At 64.3% G+C, this 21,851-nt stretch carries 22 protein-coding genes; 8 read left to right on the forward strand and 14 right to left on the reverse strand.

Features of this window, described 5'->3' with window-relative positions; genetic code table 11:
• Both exbD and AB7G19_RS07235 read left to right on the forward strand, forming a co-directional pair.
• Nucleotides 1-447: a TonB system transport protein ExbD gene (gene exbD, locus AB7G19_RS07230; RefSeq protein ID WP_063981157.1), complete on the forward strand. Its 447-nt coding sequence runs from the start codon at nt 1-3 to the stop codon at nt 445-447.
• Nucleotides 447-1,274 carry a TonB family protein gene (locus tag AB7G19_RS07235; RefSeq protein WP_085398953.1) on the forward strand — a complete coding sequence of 276 codons (828 nt, stop codon included), beginning with the start codon at nt 447-449 and terminating at the stop codon, nt 1,272-1,274. Before exbD ends, AB7G19_RS07235 begins: the two co-directional genes overlap by 1 nt.
• 177 nt (nt 1,275-1,451) lie before the next feature.
• Here AB7G19_RS07235 and AB7G19_RS07240 read toward each other — a convergent pair whose 3' ends face one another.
• The 4 genes from AB7G19_RS07240 to AB7G19_RS07255 form a co-directional block, all read right to left on the reverse strand.
• Nucleotides 1,452-2,807 (reverse strand): esterase-like activity of phytase family protein, encoded by a 1,356-nt coding sequence (locus AB7G19_RS07240; RefSeq protein ID WP_085398952.1) that lies wholly within the window; start codon nt 2,805-2,807, stop codon nt 1,452-1,454.
• Nucleotides 2,808-2,887: 80 nt separating this feature from the next.
• Nucleotides 2,888-3,346 (reverse strand): DUF6130 family protein, encoded by a 459-nt coding sequence (locus AB7G19_RS07245; protein WP_085398951.1) that lies wholly within the window; start codon nt 3,344-3,346, stop codon nt 2,888-2,890.
• Between the two features lie 19 nt (nt 3,347-3,365).
• Nucleotides 3,366-4,373, reverse strand: coding sequence for an alpha/beta fold hydrolase (locus AB7G19_RS07250; RefSeq protein ID WP_085398950.1), 1,008 nt, complete (start codon nt 4,371-4,373; stop codon nt 3,366-3,368).
• Nucleotides 4,374-4,427: 54 nt separating this feature from the next.
• Entirely contained in the window at nt 4,428-5,399 is a 972-nt protein-coding gene (locus tag AB7G19_RS07255) for an MBL fold metallo-hydrolase (RefSeq protein WP_085398949.1), read from the reverse strand.
• A 141-nt stretch (nt 5,400-5,540) separates the two neighbouring features.
• On the opposite strand from AB7G19_RS07255, the gene AB7G19_RS07260 reads away from it, so the two are divergent.
• Nucleotides 5,541-6,434: a LysR family transcriptional regulator gene (locus AB7G19_RS07260; RefSeq protein ID WP_085398962.1), complete on the forward strand. Its 894-nt coding sequence runs from the start codon at nt 5,541-5,543 to the stop codon at nt 6,432-6,434.
• Nucleotides 6,435-6,440: 6 nt separating this feature from the next.
• On the opposite strand, the gene AB7G19_RS07265 is transcribed toward AB7G19_RS07260, so the two are convergent.
• The 4 genes from AB7G19_RS07265 to AB7G19_RS07280 form a co-directional block, all read right to left on the reverse strand.
• Complete coding sequence (locus AB7G19_RS07265) at nt 6,441-7,340, reverse strand: carbohydrate ABC transporter permease (RefSeq protein WP_085398948.1); 900 nt, start codon at nt 7,338-7,340, stop codon at nt 6,441-6,443.
• Complete coding sequence (locus AB7G19_RS07270; RefSeq protein ID WP_063981164.1) at nt 7,333-8,289, reverse strand: carbohydrate ABC transporter permease; 957 nt, start codon at nt 8,287-8,289, stop codon at nt 7,333-7,335. The genes AB7G19_RS07265 and AB7G19_RS07270 overlap by 8 nt, the downstream gene beginning before the upstream one ends.
• A gap of 168 nt (nt 8,290-8,457) precedes the next feature.
• Complete coding sequence (locus AB7G19_RS07275; protein WP_085398947.1) at nt 8,458-9,801, reverse strand: ABC transporter substrate-binding protein; 1,344 nt, start codon at nt 9,799-9,801, stop codon at nt 8,458-8,460.
• 86 nt (nt 9,802-9,887) lie between these two features.
• Nucleotides 9,888-10,931, reverse strand: a complete 1,044-nt coding sequence (locus tag AB7G19_RS07280) for a C-terminal binding protein (protein WP_028151051.1) — start codon at nt 10,929-10,931, stop codon at nt 9,888-9,890.
• Between the two features lie 261 nt (nt 10,932-11,192).
• Between AB7G19_RS07280 and AB7G19_RS07285 the strand changes: the two genes are divergently transcribed.
• A complete protein-coding gene (locus AB7G19_RS07285; protein WP_071909796.1) occupies nt 11,193-12,878 on the forward strand; it encodes a methyl-accepting chemotaxis protein in 1,686 nt (561 codons plus the stop codon).
• 215 nt (nt 12,879-13,093) lie between these two features.
• Here AB7G19_RS07285 and AB7G19_RS07290 read toward each other — a convergent pair whose 3' ends face one another.
• Nucleotides 13,094-14,071 (reverse strand): Bug family tripartite tricarboxylate transporter substrate binding protein, encoded by a 978-nt coding sequence (locus tag AB7G19_RS07290; protein WP_028161006.1) that lies wholly within the window; start codon nt 14,069-14,071, stop codon nt 13,094-13,096.
• A 90-nt stretch (nt 14,072-14,161) separates the two neighbouring features.
• Nucleotides 14,162-15,097 carry a DMT family transporter gene (locus tag AB7G19_RS07295; protein ID WP_085398946.1) on the reverse strand — a complete coding sequence of 312 codons (936 nt, stop codon included), beginning with the start codon at nt 15,095-15,097 and terminating at the stop codon, nt 14,162-14,164.
• Nucleotides 15,098-15,202: 105 nt separating this feature from the next.
• On the opposite strand from AB7G19_RS07295, the gene AB7G19_RS07300 reads away from it, so the two are divergent.
• Entirely contained in the window at nt 15,203-15,592 is a 390-nt protein-coding gene (locus AB7G19_RS07300) for a DUF1330 domain-containing protein (RefSeq protein WP_201266125.1), read from the forward strand.
• 179 nt (nt 15,593-15,771) lie between these two features.
• On the opposite strand, the gene AB7G19_RS07305 is transcribed toward AB7G19_RS07300, so the two are convergent.
• Nucleotides 15,772-16,704: a DMT family transporter gene (locus tag AB7G19_RS07305; protein WP_085398945.1), complete on the reverse strand. Its 933-nt coding sequence runs from the start codon at nt 16,702-16,704 to the stop codon at nt 15,772-15,774.
• A gap of 366 nt (nt 16,705-17,070) precedes the next feature.
• On the opposite strand from AB7G19_RS07305, the gene AB7G19_RS07310 reads away from it, so the two are divergent.
• A complete protein-coding gene (locus tag AB7G19_RS07310; RefSeq protein WP_085398944.1) occupies nt 17,071-18,363 on the forward strand; it encodes an adenylosuccinate synthase in 1,293 nt (430 codons plus the stop codon).
• A 36-nt stretch (nt 18,364-18,399) separates the two neighbouring features.
• Nucleotides 18,400-20,025 (forward strand): hypothetical protein, encoded by a 1,626-nt coding sequence (locus AB7G19_RS07315; RefSeq protein WP_085398943.1) that lies wholly within the window; start codon nt 18,400-18,402, stop codon nt 20,023-20,025.
• A gap of 185 nt (nt 20,026-20,210) precedes the next feature.
• Here AB7G19_RS07315 and AB7G19_RS07320 read toward each other — a convergent pair whose 3' ends face one another.
• The 3 genes from AB7G19_RS07320 to AB7G19_RS07330 all read right to left on the reverse strand — a co-directional run bounded on the left by AB7G19_RS07320 (nt 20,211) and on the right by AB7G19_RS07330 (nt 21,247).
• The gene (locus tag AB7G19_RS07320) at nt 20,211-20,477 is read right to left on the reverse strand and encodes a hypothetical protein (protein WP_245343952.1); all 267 of its coding nucleotides are present in this window, start codon (nt 20,475-20,477) and stop codon (nt 20,211-20,213) included.
• A 256-nt stretch (nt 20,478-20,733) separates the two neighbouring features.
• The gene (locus AB7G19_RS07325) at nt 20,734-20,964 is read right to left on the reverse strand and encodes a hypothetical protein (protein WP_071909802.1); all 231 of its coding nucleotides are present in this window, start codon (nt 20,962-20,964) and stop codon (nt 20,734-20,736) included.
• A 37-nt stretch (nt 20,965-21,001) separates the two neighbouring features.
• Complete coding sequence (locus AB7G19_RS07330) at nt 21,002-21,247, reverse strand: cysteine rich repeat-containing protein (protein WP_071909803.1); 246 nt, start codon at nt 21,245-21,247, stop codon at nt 21,002-21,004.
• Between the two features lie 149 nt (nt 21,248-21,396).
• Between AB7G19_RS07330 and AB7G19_RS07335 the strand changes: the two genes are divergently transcribed.
• Nucleotides 21,397-21,816 carry a DUF5413 family protein gene (locus AB7G19_RS07335; protein ID WP_085398942.1) on the forward strand — a complete coding sequence of 140 codons (420 nt, stop codon included), beginning with the start codon at nt 21,397-21,399 and terminating at the stop codon, nt 21,814-21,816.
• Nucleotides 21,817-21,851 lie beyond the last annotated feature (35 nt).

Here is a 21,851-nt window from a genome sequence, read left to right on the forward strand (position 1 = left end):
ATGGCCGCGAAACTCGGCGCACGCGGGGGATCGCCGCTGAGGCGCGGCGACCCCGGCGATCTCGACGTCACCCATGAGATTAACGTCACGCCGTTCATCGACGTGATGCTGGTGCTGCTGATCATCTTCATGGTGGCGGCCCCGCTTGCCACCGTCGACATCGGCGTCGAGCTGCCGGCCACCGCCGCCGAGCCCGCGCCGCGGCCGGACAAGCCCACCTTCGTGACGGTGAAGCCGGATCTCACGGTGGCCGTCGGCGAGGAGACAATGGCGCGCGAAGGCCTCGTCACGGCGCTCGATGCCGCCACCAAGGGCCGCAAGGACGAGCGCATCTATCTGCGCGCAGACAAGGCTGTCTCTTATGGCGACCTGATGGAAGTGATGAACACCTTGCGCAATGGCGGCTATCTCAAGGTCGCCCTGGTCGGCCTTGACGGACGCAGCTGATGTCGGCGAGCGCTTTTGCCCTGCATGAACCGCTCGGCGAGCGCGAAACCGCGCGCTGGGGTGCATCGGGCGCGGTGATCGTGGCGTTGCATGTCATCGCTGCGGTGATCGCGATGAATTGGGTGCGGTCGCAACCGGAGCAGGGCGTCACCCTGCCTGCGATCATGATCGACATGGCGCCGATCACGTCGGCGCCCGAGGCGACGCCGGACGACGTCGTGCCGGGGCCGGTGATGAAGGAGGCCGATGCCTCACCGCCGGAGCCGATGCAGCGGCAGGCGGTCGAGGAGACCATCGCGCCGACACCGCCGCAGGAGAAGCCCGACGTGGTGGCGCCGCCGGAGCAGAAGCTCGAGCCGACACCGGCCAAGCCGGAGCCCGCGAAAATCGTGCCGCAGGAAAAGCCGGCGCCCGAAAAGCCGAAAGTAGTTCGTCCGGAGGCAAAGAAGCCGTCAGAGGCGCCCCCCGCGCCTCGCACCAGTGCGCCACCGCGCGCCGAGCGGGAGGCACCTGCAGCGTCCGCCATGAGCGCGGGCGCGGTCGCATCGCTGGTTGCGAGTTACAATCAGCGCGTCCGTGCGCATCTGATGCGCCTTCACTCCTATCCGTCCGGCGGCAACGGTCAGCGCGGGCTGGTCCGGGTGAGTTTCACGATCGGCCGTAACGGCCAGGTCACGTCCAGCCGCATCGCTTCGTCCGGCGTTGCCGCGTTCGATGCCAAGGCCACGTCGATGATCCACCAGGCCTCGCCGTTCCCGCCGATCCCGGCGGAGATCAAGAACAGCTCGATGAGCTTTACTGTTCCGGTGGACTTTATCGTGAGGTAGCCCGCTCTTTCTACCTCGCCCCGCGTGCGGGGAGAGGTCGGAATGCGCGCTGAAAGCGCGGATTCCGGGTGAGGGGGACTCTCCGCGAGTCGCACTCCCACCGCCTTCGTGGATGGAGCCCCTCACCCCAGCCCTCTCCCCGTAAGAACGGGAAGAGGGAGAGGAGAGAGCGTCGGCTTACTTCGCCTTCAGGAAATCCGAGACTTCGAGCAGCATGAACTCGTCGTCGTCGGCCTTGTTGGGATCGCGGCTGGACGAGAACGGCAGGTTGTTGTCGTTGCCGACGATGATGTGGGTCTCGTCGACGCGATCGACGTTCTCGATGGTGAAGAACGGGAGGGTGTAGACGCCGTCATTGAGCGGCTTGCGCGCCTTCTTGTCGGGGTCCTGGATCTTCATGAGGTCGATATAGCCGATCTTGCGCACGGGCTTGCCGACATTGGCGTCGGTCAGCTCGATCTTGTAGACGCGCTTGAACTTGGCGATGTCGGGGAAGCAGTTCTCGCCGCGGGTGCCTTGCGGGCAGGCCTTGTCGGCGGTGCCTTCGCCGTTGTCGCGCTCGATGATGAGGCCGGAGGCCTGATCGATCATGTTGAAGTCGCCGATGGCGTTGCCGTTCTGCTCGAACACATACTGCCAGTAGCGGCCGGTGAACTTTTCGGCGGCGACGTCGAATTCGAGGATGCGGGAGGCTTCCTTGCCGTCGACCTTCTCCCAGTCCTTCTTGTCGGCGTCCCACAGCGGGCCCTCGAGCAGGCCGTAGAGGAACTTGCCGTCCTTGGACGACGCAAAGCCCTCATAGCCCTTGGAGCGGCGGAGGTTGACGTTGGTGTAGGTCGCGCCCGGCGCGCCCGGCGTCGCCACGGCCCAGTTGTCCGGCGAGCGCACCGGCTTGCCGTCGGCAACCGTCTCGAACACGCCGAGGATCTTGCCTGATTTGTCGGCCTTCAGGATATAGGGGCCGAACTCGTCGCCGATCCAGAAGGTGTCGCCGATGATCTGGAAACCCTCGGTGTCGAAATCGGAGCCGGTGAGATAACGCTTCTGGGTGTCCTCATGCACGATGCGGAACGGCACCTTCTTGTCGGGATCGTGCAGGAAGATGGTTTCCTGGCGCTCGATCTTGCCGCTGGCCCAATCCATCTTGTAGCGGTTCAGGTACAGCATCGAATCCGGCGAGTTGGCGCGCGCGCCCATGCCGTTGTCGGTGATGACCCAGTAGCTGCCGTCGGACATGTGCTTGATGCCGGAATGGCCCTGCAGCGGCTGGCCCTTGAAGGGCAGCGAGACGCCGGTCGCCCGCTCATAGGACTTGCCCATCACGGTGCCGAGCGCGTCGACGCGCTTGCCGGTGGTGTACTTGCCCGAGGTCTTGAGATCGGCAGGGGCGTCAGCCGGCGCGTCGATGAACGTTGCGGCCGGCATCACCACGTGGCCGGCGAGCTTCGCCGGGAATTCACCCTCGTTCTGTGCAAGCGCGGTGCTCGCGGTGAGAATGATCGTTGCGACGGTGCTGAGAAAAGTCGCGCGCATGTGCGTCTCCTGTTAGTGGACGACGCCTTATGCGGATCGCATGTTGCAGTTTTGTGAAAGCGGGCCAAACGCCGCAGCAGCTATTGTTTCGGCGGTGCCGGAGAGCGCGCCGGAATCTCGAAGCTGATGGTCTTGCTGTCGATCACGCGGTGCGTGGGATCGGCCAACTCGAACAGTACCTTGTGCGGGCCCGGAGGCAGTCCGACCACGATCACGGTCTCGCCACTGGCATCGACAAAATGCCAGGGCGCATCATCGACCGTGATGTGGACGTGACCGATGCGCGGCGACACGTCGAGCGCGCCCTTGCCGAACACCGGCACGATCCGGAGATTTTCCGTGGTGTACTGGATGAAGACGAGGCCCTGCGCCAGTTGTTCGGCCAGCGGTGGATCGACTATCAGGCGGGCGGGCGCCTGCTTGTCGATGGCAACTAGCGGAGAGGGCCCGCGCACGTCGCGGGCGCTTTGGGCGACGGCGGCTGCCGCAAACATTGTGGAGACCGCCAGAGCGGCCACGACGTGGAGGGCCGCGTTCATGTTCGTTCCTTCCAGGTTATCAGGCGATCTTGCGGGCGAGGAAGTCGCGGATCAGCGGAACCATCTCGTCGAACCTGTCCTCGAGCGCGAAATGACCGGTGTTGATCAGGTGAAACTCCACTTGCGGCAGGTCGCGCTTGTAGGGATGGGCGCCGTCGGCCGGGAAGATGAAATCGTTCTTGCCCCAGACGATCAGCGTCGGCGGCTTGTACTTGCGGAAGTAGGCTTGCACCGCGGGATACAGCGGCAGATTGGTCCGGTAATCGTAGAACAGGTCCATCTGGATATCGCTGTTGCCGGGCCGGTCGAGCAGCGCCTGATCTTGTACCCAATTGTCGGGTGAAATCCGACTCACGTCCGACATGCCGTCGGTGTACTGGAATTTCGTCGTTTCCAGCGTGACCAGCTTCATCAATGCCTGTCGGCTGGTATCGGACCCGTCGGCCCAGTATTGCTTGATCGGATTCCAGAACTCCTTCAGCCCTTCGTCATAGGCGTTGCCGTTCTGCACGATCAGGCCGCTGACGCGCTCGGGATGCTTGAGCGCCAGCCGCCAGCCGACCGGGGCGCCGTAATCCATGACGTACATCGCATAGCGGGTGACACCGAGCTGGCCGAGCAGGCCGTCAACGAGTTCGCCGAAGCGATCGAAGGTGTATTTGAACGATGTGCGCGGTGGCATGTCGCTCTGGCCGTAGCCGGGGTAGTCGGGAGCGATCACGTGATAGCGGTCCGCCAGAGCCGGGATCAGGTTGCGAAACATGTGCGAGGAGGTCGGAAAGCCGTGGAGCAGTAGCACCACCGGTGCATCCTTGGGCCCCGCTTCGCGGTAGAAGATCTTGATCCCGTCGACGGATTTGGTTCGATGGTAGACGACCGGATAAGAACCGGTGGTGCCGCGGCTGTCGCGCTGCGGTTTCGCCGATGCATCCGGTGAAGCAGTGGCAACGGCCAATCCGGACAATCCAACGACCAGGCAACGACGATCGATACGGGTTTGTGGCGGCATGACCTCTGCACTTTTCATGTCGATCTCCCTGTCCAGAATCGGTGGCTTTGCGGACGTCAGTCGTCCGCGGCTTCAAACGCCTTGGTAGACAAGCCGGGTGAAGAAGCCGGGGTCGATCACGAACTGCCCCCATATCGCATCGAAGGCCGCGGTCGGTTTGGCGGCCACGGCTTCGTCCCGCGTTCGTCCCTGGCTCTTGAGACGGGCGACGTTGTCGCGGATCGTCACCAGCATGTCGCGAAACGCCTGGAGTTCGGCTCTGTTGCCAACCGGCTTGCCGTGACCGGAGATCACGATCGTATCCTGTCCGGTCGCTGCGAGATTGGCTTCGGAAGCCGCGATCATCCCGTTGATGCTGCCGCCGGTCGAGTAATCGATGAACGGATAGATGCCGTTCCAGAAGGTATCGCCGACATGAACGACGTTGGCTTCTGCAAAGGTGACGGAGATGTCGCTGTCGGTATGCGCGGGCCCGTAATATTTCAGGCCGATCGAGGTTCCGTTGAGTCTGAGCTCATAGGAGCTGGAAAATACGTCGCTGGGGATGCCGCCTGGTCCCAGCGGAAGGAAATTGTAGTCCCAGTCCTCTACGCGCTGAACTTCGAGGAGGTACTTTCGCGTGTTCTCCTGCGCGATGATCCTGGCGCCAGCGGAATGGAGCCATTCGTTGCCATCGGCGTGATCGAAATGCCAGTGGGTGTTGACGAGATGGGTGACGGGATCGGCGCCGAGATCGGCCATCGCTTTGGTGAGCTGGGGACGCGAGACGCGGATGCCGGCATCGACTAAAACCTTGCCGTCGGGACCGGTCAGGACCGCGACATTTCCGCCGGAGCCTTCGAGCACGGCTATGTTGCCTCGGAGTTTGTGCGTGGTGATCGGCGATGTCGCCGCACTGTCCTTGATCAGGCTGACAAGGCCTCGCGCTTCAGCGTAGGCCTGCCGCGGCGAAAGCCAACCGTTAGTAGCGGCAATCGCCGCACCGCTCAGGCAGCAGAGACAGAAATTGCGGCGCGACAGCAGGGCTCTGGTCTCTAACTCCATAGCGTCCTCGATTGACGGCCGGGCGACGGCATTCAAAACGCACGGCGGCTTTGCGCATATCCACCGCGTAGCCGATTGTCGCTGTGGGGAGCAGACGGTATGCTTGAGAAGCACCTTCTCAAGATATGGAAAGCGTATCCGATGGACCGGTTGGAGGCAATGTCGGTGATCGTCGCGGTCACTGAGACAGGAAGCTTTTCAGCCGCTTCGCGGCGCCTCAACACGCCGGTCGCGACAGTCAGCCGCACGGTCGCCGAGCTGGAGGCGCGGTTGAAGGCCCAACTATTTCAGCGATCCTCGCGCCAGATGAAGCTGACCGATGTCGGACGATCCTACATCGAAGCCTGCAAGCGCATTATCGGGCAGGTAGACGACGCGGAGCGCGAGGTCTCCGGCGAGTACAGGATTCCGAAAGGAGATCTCGCGGTCACGTCGCCCTGGGGGCTCGGACACATGCACCTGTTGCCGATCGCGCTCGAATTCATGGATGCCTTTCCAGACATCGCGCTGCGGCTCGTCCTGACCGACCGCATTGTCAACACGGCCGAGGAGAATATCGACATTTCGGTTCGCATCGGCAACCTCCCGGACAGCAACCTGATCGCGACCCGAGTCGGCTCGGTCCGGTTCGTGCTCTGTGCGAGTCCCGGTTATGTTGCCAAGCACGGCCAACCGAAGGTGCCTGCCGATCTGGCTGCTCATGACTGTATCAGTATCGACAGCCTCGCGGCTCAGCGGAACTGGAAGTTCGTCATCGACGGCCGCGAAGTAGCGGTGCCGATCCGGTCGAGATTGACTTTGAGCGACTCCGAGGCTGCGGTCGAAGCCGCGATCGCGGGTGCCGGCATCACTCGCGTCATGTCGTACAAGATGGAAGCCGCACGGCGCGCAGGAAAGCTCGTTTTGATGCTGGAGCCATTCGAACAGGCGCCATGGCCGGTGCATATCGTCTATGCGGAGCGCAAGCCCGAGCCGCTCAAGCTCCGATCTTTTCTCGACTGGGCCACGCCGCGCCTTAAGGAGCGGCTTGCTTAGCTCGTGTTACTCCTTCACCGCGCCGGTCAGCGAGGACACGTAGTAATCGACGAACAGCGAATAGAAGATCGCAACCGGCAGCGAGCCGAGCAGCGAGCCGGCCATCAGCGCGCCCCACTGGTAGACGTCGCCGGTGACGAGCTCGGTCAGGATCGCGACCGGCACGGTCTTGTTGGCGCCGCTCTGGATGAAGGCGAGCGCGTAGATGAACTCGTTCCAGGACAGCGTGAAGGAGAAGATGCCGGCCGAGATCAGCCCGGGCACCGCCAGCGGCAGCGTGATCCGACGCAGGATCTGGAGGCGCGTCGCGCCGTCGACCAGCGCGCATTCCTCGAGCTCGTAGGGAATCGACTTGAAATAGCCGATCAGGAGCCAGGTGCAGAACGGCACCAGGAAGGTCGGATAGACCAGGATCAGCGCCATCGGTGAGTCGAACAGGCCGAACTGCACCACGACGGTGGCGAGCGGAATGAACAGGATCGACGGTGGCACGAGATAGGCGAGATAAATGCCGAGGCCGACATAGGGACTGCCGCGGAAGCGCAGCCGCTCGATGGCGTAGGCGGCGAGCGTGCTCGCGATCAGCGACAGCGTGGTCGAGCCGATCGCAACGATCATCGTTGTCCACAGCCAGCGCGGATAGGCGGTGTCGAACAGCAGGTGCTTGACGTGCGCCAGCGTCGGCGAGGTGATCCAGAACGGGTTGTGATCCTTGAAGTTCATCAGCTCGGCGTTCGGCTTGAACGACGTGATCGCCATCCAGTAGAACGGAAACAGCAGGATCAGCACGAAGCAGCCGAGCGGCAGGTAGATCATCATCAGCCGCCGCAGCCCGGAATCCCAGGCCATGGTATCGGGCGCCGCCTTCGCGTCGGCCACGGCAGTTTGGGCGACGGTATCAGTCATTGCTCTCTCCCTGCTGCCACTTGCGGCGCGCCAGGCCGAAATATGAGAACAGCGTCGCGAACACCAGGAACGGGATCATCGACACCGCGATCGCGGCACCTTCGCCGAGCTCGCCGCCGGCAATGCCGCGCTGGAACGCGAGCGTCGCCAGCAAATGGGTCGAGTTCACCGGGCCGCCGCGGGTGATGGCGTAGACGAGCTGGAAGTCCGTGAAGGTGAAGATGATCGAGAAGGTCATGACGATGGCGAGGATCGGCATCATCATCGGGAAGGTGATGTAGCGGAAGCGCTGCCAGGCGCTGGCGCCGTCGAGCATCGCGGCCTCGTAGAGCGAGGGCGAAATGGTCTGCAGGCCCGCGAGCAGCGAGATCGCGACGAAGGGAATGCCGCGCCAGATATTCGCCGCGATTAGCGAGAAGCGCGCCGGCCAGGGCGCGCCGAGGAAGTCGATGTTGGTGGTGCGCCAATGCAGCACGTCGACCAGCAAATAGGAGATGATCGAGAATTGCGGATCGTAGATCCACCAGAACGCCAGCGCCGAGAGCACCGTCGGCACGATCCAGGGCAGCAGCACGATGGCGCGGAGCAGGCTCTTGAACGGAAAATGGTTGTTGAGCAGCAGCGCGAGCCAGAAGCCGAGCGCGAACTTTCCGAAGGTCGCGACCGCCGTATAGAACACGCTGTAGAACACCGCGCCCCACCAGAGGGGATCGGTGAGCAGATACTGGAAATTCTCAAGGCCCACGAAGACGCCACGTCGGCCGATCGTGGTGTCGGTGAAGGCGAGCCAGATGCCGAGACCGAGCGGGTAGGTGAGGAAGACGGCGAGCAGCCCGATCGCAGGCGCGAGGCACATCACGATCAGGAACGGCTTGTAGTCGAACAGCCGCACCAGCCAGGATTGCTGCCGGTGCGCCAGTACGGGGGAGGAGAGGGTGGTCACGGACATCGGGTCGTTGTCCTGTTCTAGGCTGTTACCACACCGTCATTGCGAGCGAAGCGACTTGTCCGCCGTAGCCTTGGCGAAGGCGGAAGCAATCCAGTCTGCCTCCGCAGTTGCAGTCTGGATTGCTTCGTCGCGTCGGTCCTCGCAATGACGGCCGCGTTGTCGTCGGCGCTACCTCTGCCTGCGGAAGTACCGCTTGCAGCGCTGTTCCGCTTCCGCAGCCGCGGCTTCGGGCGTCGCCGCACCGGTCGCGACCGAGGCGAACATCTGCACCGTCACATAGTCCGCACGCACCGCACCTGTGGCGGTCGAAATCGGACCCTTGTAGCCGGCGTAATACGTGCTGTTCATGGTGTCCCTGAAGATCGCGACCTTGGGATCGCCCTTCCACACCGCCGCATCGGCGTAAGCCGCAAGCGGTTGCGACCAGTAACCGCTGTTGGCGTTGAGCCACGGCTCGTACTGGTCCTTCTCCAGCATGAACTGCAGGAAGGCCTTCGCCGCGTTCGGATACTGGCTGTGCTTGAACACCATGGCGTTCAGCGTCAGTCCCGACATCGGTGAGATCGGTGCAAGGCCCTTCGGCAGCAGCTGATGTTCGGAATCCTCGGCGATCGCCGCGGTCGCCGGATCGTTCTTCAGGGAGAAATACAGCGAGACGCCGTTCGCCGTCAGCCCGATTTCCTGCGAGGAATAGGCGCGATTGTTGCTGACGTCGTTCCAGGACGGCGTACCGGCGATGAAGGTCGGGTAGAGCTCCTTCACGAAATTCAGCGCCGCGATGGTCTCCTTGCTGTTGATGGTGACATTGCCTTCCTCATCCAGCAGCGAGGCATTGTGCGACCACATCATCCAGTCCGCAAAGCCGTTGCCGTCGCCGACGGCATTGCCCAGCGCAAAGCCAGCGGGCTTGCCGGCCTTCTGCAGCTTCTTGCAGAGGTCCAGGAGCCCGGCATGATCGTCCGGCGCCTTGTCGAACCCGACGGATTTGAGGATGGACTTGCGATAGATCAGGGGACCGGCGGTGGCCCCGAACGGCAGCCCGATCCAGGTATCGCTCTTGGCCTTTTTGCCGTAGGCCTTCGCAAGGTTCTGCCAGCCGCCATACTTCTTGCCGAGATAGTCGGCGACGTCGGTCAGCTCGATCAGCTTGTCAACATAGATGTGCGGCGCGTCGGAGAAGCCGATGATGATGTCGGGGCCGGCGCCGGAATTCGAGGTCACCGCGGTCTGCTGGTTGATGTCTTCCCAGCCGACGAAGTCGACCTTGACCTCGACCCCGGTTTCCTTGGTGAATTTGGCTGCGTTGGCGCGGAATACGTCTTCGTCGGCCTGGACGAAGCGCACCGGCCGCAGCATGCGCAAGGACGCGCCCTTCTCGATCGGCAATTTTGGGGCGGGGACGTCCGCGGCCTTGATCGCGGATTGGGCGTGCGCTGCAACACCGGTTGCCGCGAGCGCCGTAGCAGATAGGCCCAGCACCAAGGCATCACGACGCGTGATGTCGTTCCTCATCAGTTCCTCCCTATGATGTCTCCCTTCCCGGCGTTGATCGCCGGTGAAGGGCCGTTCCGATTCCCGGCGCGCTTGGCGCCGGCCGCCTAGCTGTTCGGTCCGCGATCCATGCTGACGGGTTGCCAGCGGCGAAGCGCGGTGTTCTGCAGCACCGACGGATTGACGCAGCTTACCGGCCACATGCCCTGAAGCACCAGTGACAATTCGTAGCCCACCCGGCGCTTGCGCGCCTCGTCGAACCGTGCCGAGGCCGAGGCGACATGGGCGGTCAGCGTCACGTTCTCCATGCTGAGGATGGGATTGTTGTGCGACGGCGGCTCCTTCTCCAGCACGTCGAGGGCGGCATGCGCAATCCAGCCCTCCTGGAGCGCCTTGATCAGGCTTTCCTCGTCAACGGTGGCGCCGCGGCCGGTATTGATGAAGACCGAGCCTTTCTTCATCTGCCGGAAGTGCTTCTCGGTGAGCATGTGATGCACCTCGGGCCTTGCCGGGGCGTGCATCGAGACGAAGTCCGATTGCGACAGCACCTCGTTCAGCGTCGCCGGGATCACGCCATGGTCGTACATCAGCGTTTCCTGGATGAAGGGATCGTAGGCCATCATGCGCAGGCCGAACGGGGCGGCGCGCTTCGCAACTGCACGCGCGACGCGGCCGAACGAGATGAAGCCGAGCGTCTGGCCCATCAGCCGTGGGATCTTCAACAGCGCTGGCCGGCCTTCGGCCCAGCGCCCGTCGCGCACCATCCTGTCCTGCTCGACCAGGCGGCGGAAGCCGGCGAGCAGCAGCATCATGGCGTGGTCGGCGACCTCCTCGATGAAGGTGTCGGGAATGTTGGTGACGGGAATGCCGCGGGCGGTCGCGGCCTTCACGTCGACGCTGTCGACGCCGACCGAGCCGAGCGTGATCACCTTGCAGCTATCAAGTGCGTCGATGATCGACTTGGTGATGGGGATGCCCTTGGCGTAGATGGCATCGGCGTTTTTCGCGGCGGCGATGAACTCGGCCTCATTGGCGGGGGCTTCGACGATCTCGGCATCGATCGGATCGAGCGCCTCGCGCTCGAAGGAATAGTCGCTGCCTGCGACCGTGAAGCTCGCGCCCTTCGGCGTCACCACCCTGTATTTCGGCATTTCCTGCTCCCGATTTGGTCTGTCGGTTCTTGTTGTGACCCGCACCTTGTGGGCGGGCCTTTGCGTCTTTTACGCGAAATCGGAGCGGTCGCGTACAATCGTCGGTTGCCGCTGCGGCGATTTATTCGACTGTTTCGGCCTTCCGTCCGGGCTTCTACGGAGCCGCCCGTAACAGGTTGATAAGAGGTCACACACTAAAAGTTGAATCAAATTTATCGATTCCCTTGCGCGCCCGTATCCCATTGTTGCCGGAGCTGTCCCGTGAAGTTGAGCAATCTGAAGATCGCCCCCAAGCTCGGTATCCTTGTCGGCGTCACCCTGTTCGGCCTTTGCCTCTCCGGTGTTCTCGCCGGCTATCTGATGAAGCGCGAGATGGTGAATGCGCGCATCGACCAGGCCAAGTCGATCGTCGACCTGGGTCGCAACTACGCCGCGGCGCTGAAGAAACGCGTCGATGCCGGCGAGCTGACCAAGGATGCGGCGCTGGCCGACCTTCGCCGCTACGGCAACGCGATGACCTATGACAACGGCTCGGGCTATTTGTTCGGCACGTCCTATGACGGCATCACCCAGCTCGCGCCCGATCCGAAGCAGATCGGCACCAACCGCATGGATGTCGTGACCAACGGCCGCAAGCTCTCCGTCGAGCTGATGGACGGCGTCAAGGCCAACGGCTCGATCCTGCTCTATTATGATTACGTGAAGCCCGGCCAGGAGACGCCGATCAGCAAGATCGGTTACGCCGTCGCGGTGCCCGGTTTCGACATGTATCTCGGCACCGGCGCCTATCTCAGCGACATCGACGCCAAGATGGGCCCGGTCTACTGGCTGCTAGGTCTTGCCATGCTCGGCATCGTCATCGTCGCCGGCGGCGTTGCCTGGCTGATCAGCCGCGGCATCAGTCGCCCGCTGGAGCTGCTCGGCGCCCGCATGAAGGATCTCGCCGACGGCAAGCTCGAGGGTGAGATTCCCGGGGTTGGTCGCGGCGACGAGGTCGGCGCGATGGCCTCGACCGTCCAGATCTTCAAGGACAACGCGGTCCGCATCCGCGGCCTCGAGAAGACCGAGGCCGATGCCAAGGAGCGTGCCGCGGCGGAACGTCGCAGCGCGATGGAGGGCATCGCCAGCGATTTCGAACGCAGCGTCAATGGCATCGTCCGCTCGGTCTCCTCGGCCGCCGCCGGCATGCAGAGCACGGCGCAGTCGATGACCGCGACGGCCAGCGACGCCTCGTCGCGTGCGGCGACGGTCGGCGCCGCCTCGCAAAAAGCCTCCGGCAATGTCGGCACGGTTGCCGCGGCCGCCGAAGAATTGTCGAGCTCGGTTGCGGAAATCTCCCGCCAGGTCACGCGTTCGACCGAAGTCGCGAGCCGGGCCGTCAGCGATGCCGAGCGCACCAACGCCACCGTGCAGGTGCTCTCGACCGGCGCCGAGAAGATCGGCGAGGTCGTCAAGCTGATCCACTCGATTGCGGCGCAGACCAACCTGCTCGCGCTCAACGCCACCATCGAAGCGGCGCGCGCCGGCGAGTCCGGCCGGGGCTTCGCGGTCGTGGCCTCCGAGGTCAAGGCGCTGGCGAACCAGACCGCGAAGGCGACCGAGGAAATCTCCGCCCAGGTCGCGGCGATGCAGACCTCGACCAGCGACGCGGTCACGGCGATCTCCGGCATCACCCAGACCATCGCCGAGATGAGCGAGATCACTGCCGGCATTTCCGCCTCGATCGAGCAGCAGGGCGAAGCGACCCGCGAGATCGCCCGCAACATCCAGTCGGTCGCGGCCGGCTCGAACGAGATCAACGCCAATATCGGCAGCGTCACCTCGGCCGCGGAAGCGACCGGCTCTGCTGCCACCGACGTGCTCACCAACGCCCGCGAGCTGGACAGCCAGTCCGGCGCGCTGCGCAGCGCGGTCGACGGCTTCCTCGCCAAGGTCCGCGCGGCGTAAAGCCGAACGCACGGAATTCGTAGGGTGGGCAAAGGCGCGCAAGCGCCGTGCCCACCTTTTTGCTTTTTCAACTGTTCGGCTGTCATGCCCCGCGAAGGCGGGGCATCCAGTACGCCGCGGCCCATCGGGTCAATCACCAACGTCTCGGAATACTGGATCGCCCGCCCCAGTGCGCAATTGCGCACAAGGCGGGCGATGACACCTTCCTAGACCCCCTACTGCTTCTCGATCTTCGCGTTCGTGATCAGCTTCTCCCACAGCACCAGCTGCTCGTTCACGAACGTGCCGAGCTGCTCCGGCGTGCCGGAGAAGGCGTCCATGCCGAGCGTGGCGAGCTGGGCCTTGATCTCCGGCTTCTCGACGATCTTCCTGATCTCGGCGTTGAGTCTGGTCACGATCTCCTTGGGCATGCCGGCGGGGCCGAAATAGCCCTGCCACGACGAGATGTCGAAATCCGGCACGCCGGCCTCCTGCATCGAGGGCAGGTTCGGCACCAGCGGCGAGCGGTCCTTGGTGGTGACGGCGAGCGCGCGCAGCGCGTTGCCGTTGACGTGGGGCAGGCCGGTCAGGATGTCGACGAACATCATCGAGACGCGGCCGCCCATGACGTCGTTGAGCGCCGGCGGCGAGCTCTTGTAGGGCACGTGCAGGAGATCGAGCCCGGCATTGTGCGCAAAGGTCGCACCCGACACGATCGCCGATGACGAGCCCGACGCGTAGCTCAGCTTGCCCGGATTGGCCTTGCCGTAGGCGACGAGCTCGCCGACGGTCTTGGCCGGCACCTCCGGATGAACCACCAGCATGAAGGGCAGGTCGCCGGTCCGCGCGATCGGAGTAAAATCCTTGACGGGATCGTAGGTCAGGCTCTTGAGCAGGTAGGGATTGGCCGAATGCGTGGTGTTGGTCGTCACCAGCAGCGTGTAGCCGTCGGGGGCGGCGCGCGCGACATAGGTCGCGGCGATCATGCCGTTGGCGCCCGCCTTGTTCTCGATCACGATGCCGACGCCGAGTGCCTGCGACAAATGCTGCGAGATCAGCCGCGTCGTGGTGTCGGTGCCGCTGCCGGCTGCGAACGGCAGCACCAGCGTGATGTTGCGGCTCGGATAATTGTCGGCCTGCGCGGCGGATGCGGCGGCGAGACAAAGTGCGGCTGCGCCGGCCGTGCGCAGAGCGCGGATCAGTGATGACAGCATGTCTGGACGTTCCCTCTTTTTCGTTGGCGGGGAACCTAGCTTCTCTTCGCAAAAATCGGAAGACGGGAGTTTGCGGCCCACCTCGCGGAATTATTTCACCGCAGAACCCTGGCGCGAGGCGAACACGACGCCGGCGAGCACGAGCGCATAGCCGATCAAATGAAACGGCTGGAGTTTTTCGCCGAGCAGGACGATCGCCATCGCCGAGCCGAACACCGGGACCAGATGGAAGAACGGCGCGGCGCGGTTCGGGCCGATCAGCGCCACGCCGCGGTTGAAGAAGAGATAGGCCAGCGTCGATGGAAAGATCAGGATATAACCCAGCGTCGCCAGCGTCACCCCGTCGAGTTGCAGGACACGGCCGCTGAGGGTTTCCCAGATCGCGGCGGGCAGCAGCATCGTCGCGCCACAGAAGGTGGTGAAGGAGAGAAACGAGAGCTGGTGGATCTTCGGCCGCCGCGGGATGAAGGCGGAGTAGAGCCCGAACGCCACCAGCGAAGAGGCGAACATGATGTCGCCCCTGTTGAAGCTGATGCTCGCGAGCGCGGCGAGATCGCCGCGCAGGATGATGATCAGCACGCCGAGAAGCGAGATCGCGATGCCGGCGAGCTGCGCACCCGTCAGCCGCACGCCGAACAGCACCAGCGACCACAGCGCCACGAACAGCGGTCCGGCCGACTGGATCAGCAGCGCGTTCAGCGCCTCCGTGTATTGCATCGCCCAGTACGAGATCGCGTTGTTGAAGGCAAAGCCGACCAGCGACAGGAACAGCATCAGCGGCAGGCTTTTGCGCAAATTCGGCCAGTCGCGCTTCAGATGCGGCCAGGCGAACGGCAACAGGATCAGGAACACGCCGAACCAGCGGATTGTGGTCACCGTCAGCGGCGGCACATGCGCGCCGACATGGCGCGCGAGCACGATGTTGCCCGCCCAGAACAGCGAGCTCAGGCTGAGCAGCAGGTAAGGCTGGTTGTTGAGCCAACTGGCCGGATTCGAGGCCTTTGGCGCGGGCGAAGCAATCGTCATTGGCGTTGGATGCGACCTTGCGCCGGATTCTTGTTGTGACACAAGTCTCGCGGCCGCAAGGCTACAATGCAGGCATGGCTTGAGGAGGTGTCATTGGCGGTTAATATGTTGAACATCGAGGGCCTGGAGCGGCTCGATGCAAATGCGCCGGTGGTGATGCTGAACCTGATGCGTTTTCACCAGCGCTCGCGCGACGGCGACGGTTCGGGCTGGGACGCATATCTTCGTTACAGTGCGATCACAGTGCCCATGATCAGGGCGCGCGGCGGCACGCTGCTGTGGACCGGCGAAGCCAAGGCGGTCGCGCTCGGCCCGCACGATGGCAACGGCTGGGATTTCGTCGCGCTGGTCTATTACCCGACGGTTACGGCTTTCATCGACATGATGACGTCGGAGGCCTACGAGACGCAGGCCGATCCGCATCGCGTCAACGGCTGCGCCGAGCACGTGATCATCGCGACGAACGAAGCGTACAGCAAGTTCAGGATGAAGTAGCGCTGTCGCGCGGCAAGCTCTTCCCCTCTCCCCTTGTGGGAGAGGGTGGCTCGCCGCGACAGCGGCGAGACGGGTGAGGGGTCTCTCTCCGCGAGTCCGCCTCTCGATTTGAGTCTGCGGGAGCAACCCCTCATCCGGCGCTTCGCGCCACCTTCTCCCACAAGGGGAGAAGGAAGAAGCTACGTCGCCTGCTTCCGCGACGCCACGAATACGCCGGCCAGCACCAGCGCGAAGCCGATGAAGTGGAACGCCTGCGGGTGTTCGCCGAGGAACGCCATCGCCATGATCGAGCCGAACACCGGCACGACGTGGAAGAACGGCGCGGCGCGGTTGGCGCCGATCAGGCGCACGCCGCGATTGAAGCAGAGATAGGCGAGCGTCGACGGGAACACCGCGACATAGAACAGCGTCAGCAGGTTCGGCCCGTCGAGCTTCATCACCGGACGCACGGACAATTCCCAGATCTCGAGCGGGATGAGACAGGCGGCGCCGGCGCCGAAGGTGAAGGCGAGGAACGACAGGCCGTGCATCGGCGGCCGCTTCAGGGTCAGCACCGAATACAGCGCGAAGATGATCAGCGCGACGATGAAGATGAGGTCGCCCTTGTTGAACGCGATGTTCGACAGCGTGGTGAAATCGCCGTGCAGCAGGATCGTCAGCACGCCGCACATCGAGAGGGCCACGCCGAACGCCTGTGCCGCGGTGAGGCGGACGCCGAGGATCGCCAGCGACCACAGTCCCACGACCAGCGGCGCGGCCGACTGGAGCAGCAGCGTGTTGAGTGCCTGGGTATGTTCCAGCGCCCAATATTGCAGCGTGTTGAAGGCGCCGATGCCGGTGATCGACAGCACGATCATCAGGCCGAGCCTGCTGCGGATCGCGGGCCAGTCCTGGGCGAGATGTTTCCAGGCGAACGGCAGCACCAGCAGGAAGGCGAAGGTCCAGCGCAGGAACGACAGCGTCACCGGCGGGATGTGGCCGGCGGCCAGCCGCCCGACAATGGCGTTGCCGGCCCAGCACATCGCGGTGATGCTGAGCAGGAGATATGGCTGGTTGGCGATCCAGCCGTGACTGGATGATTCGGTGCTCGTGGTCTGGCCGGTGGCGGACATTGTGGTTGTTATGGCCCCCGCGTGGAGTACGCCGAGGCACCGGCCCGGCAAGCTCGGGCCGGCTGATAGCCCGGCATGCCCAAAGACACGGAAATCGAAGTGGCATCAACGGGGGGCGGACGCATCGCGACCATGCAGCGGCGGATCAGCCTCGCGCTTTGGCCGAAGCTTACGAAATGGCCATGGAAGGCTTCTGGATTTTACGGGGATATCAAAGGGTTAAAGTGCGTCTTGAGCCCCGAAAAAGCCCCGTTCTTGCTTGCCTAGAGAGGCTGCTTCCTTTATCCGGTTGGCTGCCTCGCGTGCGAACGGCTCCGGCCGTCAGCTGGGCTGGCGCATCTAAAATCTTCAGAGGATTACCCGCGAATGGCCAACGTTGTCGTCGTCGGAGCCCAGTGGGGCGACGAAGGGAAGGGCAAGATCGTCGACTGGTTGTCGGAGCAGGCGGACATCGTCGTCCGCTTCCAGGGCGGTCATAACGCCGGCCACACGCTCGTCATCAACGGCAAGACCTACAAGCTCGCGCTGCTGCCCTCCGGTGTGCTGCGCGACCAGAAGCTGTCGGTGATCGGCAACGGCGTGGTGTTCGATCCGCAGGCCTTCCTCGACGAGGTCACCAAGCTGCGCTCGCAGGGCGTCGCGATCTCGCCGGACAATCTTCGCGTCGCCGAGAACGTCACCCTGATCCTGCCGCTGCACCGTGAGCTCGACGCGCACCGCGAATCCGCCAATGCGGCAACCGCGATCGGCACCACCCGCCGTGGCATCGGACCTGCCTATGAAGACAAGGTCGGCCGCCGCGCCATCCGCCTGATGGACCTCGCCGATCTCGACACCCTCCCGCACAAGATCGACCGGCTGCTGGCGCATCACAATGCGCTGCGCCGCGGCCTCAACCTGCCGGAGTTCGACGGCAAGGTGATCCTGAAGGAATTGACCGCGCTGGCGCCGGAGCTGCTGCCTTATGCCGAGACGGTGTGGCGGCTGCTCGACATCAAGCGGCGCGAAGGCAAGCGCATGCTGTTCGAGGGCGCACAAGGCGCGCTGCTCGACGTCGACCACGGCACCTATCCCTACGTCACCTCGTCCAACACGGTGGCGGCGCAGGCCGCGACCGGCTCGGGCCTCGGCCCCGGTGCGGTCGGCTATGTGCTCGGCCTGTGCAAGGCCTATACGACCCGGGTCGGCCAGGGCCCGTTCCCGACCGAGCAGGACAACGAGACCGGCCGCAAGATCGGCGAGCGTGGCCGCGAGTTCGGCACCAACACCGGCCGTCCGCGCCGCTGCGGCTGGTTCGACGCCGTGCTGGTCCGCCAGGCGGTCCGGACCTGCGGCATCAACGGCCTGGCGCTGACCAAGCTCGACATCCTCGACGGCTTCGACACGATCGAGGTCTGCACCGGCTACAAGCTCGACGGCAAGGAGATCGACCACTTCCCGGCCGGCGAGGGCGCCCAGGCCCGGGTCGAGCCGATCTACGAGACCATCGAGGGCTGGAAGGAGCCGACCGCCAATGCCCGCTCCTGGGCGGACCTGCCGGCCCAGGCCATCAAATATGTCCGCCGGATCGAGGAATTGGTGGGGTGCCCGGTCGCACTGCTTTCCACCAGCCCGGAACGCGAGGATACTATTCTGGTGCAAAATCCGTTTGAGGCTTAACGATATCTTACCGGGACGTGCGCTAGTTGAGTTGAAATGGCTGATTACTATCCGCTGATCGCCCGCGCTATTTCCGCCCTGGACCCCAACGCTCCCGGCGAAAGCCGTCGCGCGCTCTATGAGCGCGCGCGCACGGCCCTGATCGCGCAGCTCCGCAGCGTGCAGCCGCCGCTCTCCGAATCCGAGATCACCCGCGAACGGCTGTCGCTGGAAGAGGCCGTCCGCAAGGTCGAATCGGAGGCCGCCCAGCGCGCCCGGGAGGCCTCGCGCCCCGGTCCCGGTGGCGGCGCCCGCAGCGGCGGCAGCGGGGACGCCTTCCGCCGGGCCAGCACCCGCGCCGCCGAGGGCAACCCGCCGCCGTCTCAGCCGGCCGCTCCACGCACCCGTCCGGCTCCACCGCCGCCGCGTGCCGACCGACCGTCCTTCAATGTCGATGACCAGGGCGACGCCCCGCGTGCGCCGCGGGCCCCGCGTTTCGACGCACCGCGCCAGCCGGGTCCCCCGGCAGCGCCGCCGATGCCGGAGCCGCCGGCTGCTCCGCCGGCCGGACGTGATCGCCCGCCCGGGCGCCGTCCGCCCGACATCGGGCCGCCACCGCCTCAGCCGCCGGCACCGGGCGTACGCGGTTTTCGCGACATCACCGCCGACGTGAACGACCTCGGCGGCGCTGCCGCGCAGGCCAACCGCGCCGCGCGTCGCACCTACGCCAATGTGCCCTCGCCGTCGCCGGAGTTCGACCGGCTGGAGCCGAGCCTGGAAAACCGCGCCGGCGAGCAGGACGCGCCCTATTCCTACGACGAGTCGATCGAGGAGGCCGAGCGCTACACGCCGCAGCCGCCATCGTCGCGTCCGCGCGTCGCGCCCGAGCGCGAAGCCAAGAAGCGCGCCCGCACCGGCTCCGCCTTCCCGTTCAAGAGCGCGATCGCCGTCGGCATCGTGCTCATCCTGGTCGGCGCCGGCATCCTCTGGGGCAAGCCGCTGATCCAGACGGTGAGCGGTCTGTTCAAGTCCTCGCCGACCCAGGTGGTGGAGGCGCCGAAGGATCCGGCCCAGCCGCAGAGCAAGCCCAAGATTCCGGATCGCGTCGGCCAGCCTTCGGCCAGCGACCAGCCGGTCGCGCCGGTGGCGCAGAAGGTCGTGCTCTATGACGAGGATCCGTCCGACCCGAAGGGCAAGCAATATGTCGGCTCGGTGGTGTGGCGGCTCGAGCCGATCAAGGCCTCGGGCAACCAGAAGGCCGACGTCGCCGTGCGCGCCGACATCGAGATCCCCGACCGCAAGTTCAAGATGACGATGTCGTTCCGCCGCAACACCGACTCGTCGCTGCCGGCGAGCCACACCGCGGAATTGACCTTCATCCTGCCGCCGGACTTTCCGGGCGGCAGCATCTCCAACGTGCCGGGCATCCTGATGAAGTCGAACGAGCAGGCGCGCGGCACGCCGCTCGCGGGTCTCGCGGTCAAGGTCACCGACGGCTTCTTCCTGGTCGGCCTCTCCAATGTCGACGCCGACCGCGCCCGTAACGTCCAGCTCCTGAAAGAGCGCTCATGGTTCGACGTGCCGCTGGTCTACGCCAACCAGCGCCGCGCCATCATCGCCATCGAGAAGGGCGCACCCGGCGAGCGCGCCTTCAACGATGCGTTCGCGCAGTGGGGCGACTAGAGCGTTTTCGAGCGAAGTGGATACCGGTTCGCGTCAAGAAAACGCGTCAAAACAAGAATCTAGAGCCCCGTTCCGATTCCATCGGAACGGGAAAGGCTCTAGGGCCGGCGCGTGACCGATCTTCACCTCTCCCGACGAGAGAGGTGAATCGAACTCTCAAGCGATCCGATCGGGATTGAATCGACCTATTGCGCCGCGGCCTCCCGCTTGCGCGCGGCCGCGTGCTCGCGGTCCATCACGGCGCGGCAGCCGGGGCTGACCTGCGCCTTCTTCTGCACCATGCAGGCCCTGACGCGCGAGATGTCGGGAATCTCACTGGAGCACAGCCGCATCGCATCACCTGTGCACATCTGCTGTGCTTCGGACGAGAAGGCGAGTGCGGGCGATGTCTGGAGTACGATGGCGGTGGTTGCGAAAGCGAAGAGCGAAACGATGGTCGTGTAGTGTGTCATGACGAATGCGTCCCCGAGTTCCGTGGTTTGAACCACTTGGTTTTGGGGCGCCGCACGCGGCTTGATCTGCCGCATGTCACAGCCTTCACGCCGGGAACTTTGGTCCCGCATGTGGTCGCTCGATCTCTCGTGGTGTTCGAATCGAAAAGTGCTGCGCCGCCCGATTCGAGTATGCGCGATTGTCACAGGGCTGCAATGGTCCGCTCGAATGAATTCGCAATTGTTGCGTGTCCGTCACGCAGCATGCGGCGCGAGATCAGATCAACCGATCGGACGACGCGTTCGCTTCTTCCGCATCGCTCGCGCCTGATGCTGCGGGGTGTTCCTCGACGGCCGTGACGCCTTTCGCAGTGAGCTCGAACAGATCGCCGTCCTTCATCACGTAGCCGTCGGCGATCAGCTCGCCGATCTTGCCGTGCCGGTCGTCGGCAAAGGCGACCGACTGGCTGATGTCCCGCAGGATCGAGAGCTGTTCCTCGCGCAACATGGCTTCACTCTCCGTGCGCCGGGGATCGTTCCCGGCCTTACATGCCGTGGCTCTGAAACACCTTGCTGCAGGACTTCGACAGCTTGGCCCGGTTGGCCTGCAGGCACGCCTGCACAGCGCCGTCATTGCCGAGGTCCTTCCGGCAGAACCGCGAGGCGTCACGCGAGCAGGCGTTCTGCTCCTGCGGCGTACCCATGTGGCCCTGCGCGAGAGCAGGCGTGATCGACATGCCGCTCAGGGCTGTCAGGGCGAGCGTCGCCATAAGGACGGATTTCCGGGACATCGACAAACTCCAATCTGACTGCAGGTATGAATTTCAGTCCTGTCTGAACTCGTCGCCTTGCCGCTTGTTCCCGTCCGGACGGGCCGGCGCCCCGCTATTCAAGGTTCCCGCGTCGCTGCTATAACAGCGGCGAAGGATGAGGATACTTGATGAAACGCTATCTGGTGTTTGCGCTGGTCGGTCCGTTCGTCGGCGGGTTCCTGCTGCTGCTGACGACGACCTATCAGTCCGGTTATTGGGCCCAGACCAATCTCGGCGAGGTCGGAAAGCTGTTCGCGGTGTTCTTCAAATCGCTGCAATACAGCTATCTGTTCGGCTTCCTGCCCTCGCTGATGATCGGTGCGGTCGACGACATCCTGATCCATGTCCGCCGGATCGGCCCGGTGCTGCGGATGATCCTGGTCGGCCTGTTCGCCTTCGTGCTGGCGTCGCTGACCTACAGCTCGCGCGGGCCGGATTCGGGCACGGTGCAATTCATCCTGTACGGCCTCGTCGGATTCGTGCCGGCGGTGCTTTCATCCTGGCTCGTGCATAGATATGTCGAGGAGCCGCAGCCGGCTGCGGCTTAGACCTGAACGCGCGACGTTCGGGCGCGGCGCGGCAA

Source organism: Bradyrhizobium sp. 215_C5_N1_1, assembly GCF_052075935.1.
Lineage (GTDB): Bacteria > Pseudomonadota > Alphaproteobacteria > Rhizobiales > Xanthobacteraceae > Bradyrhizobium > Bradyrhizobium barranii.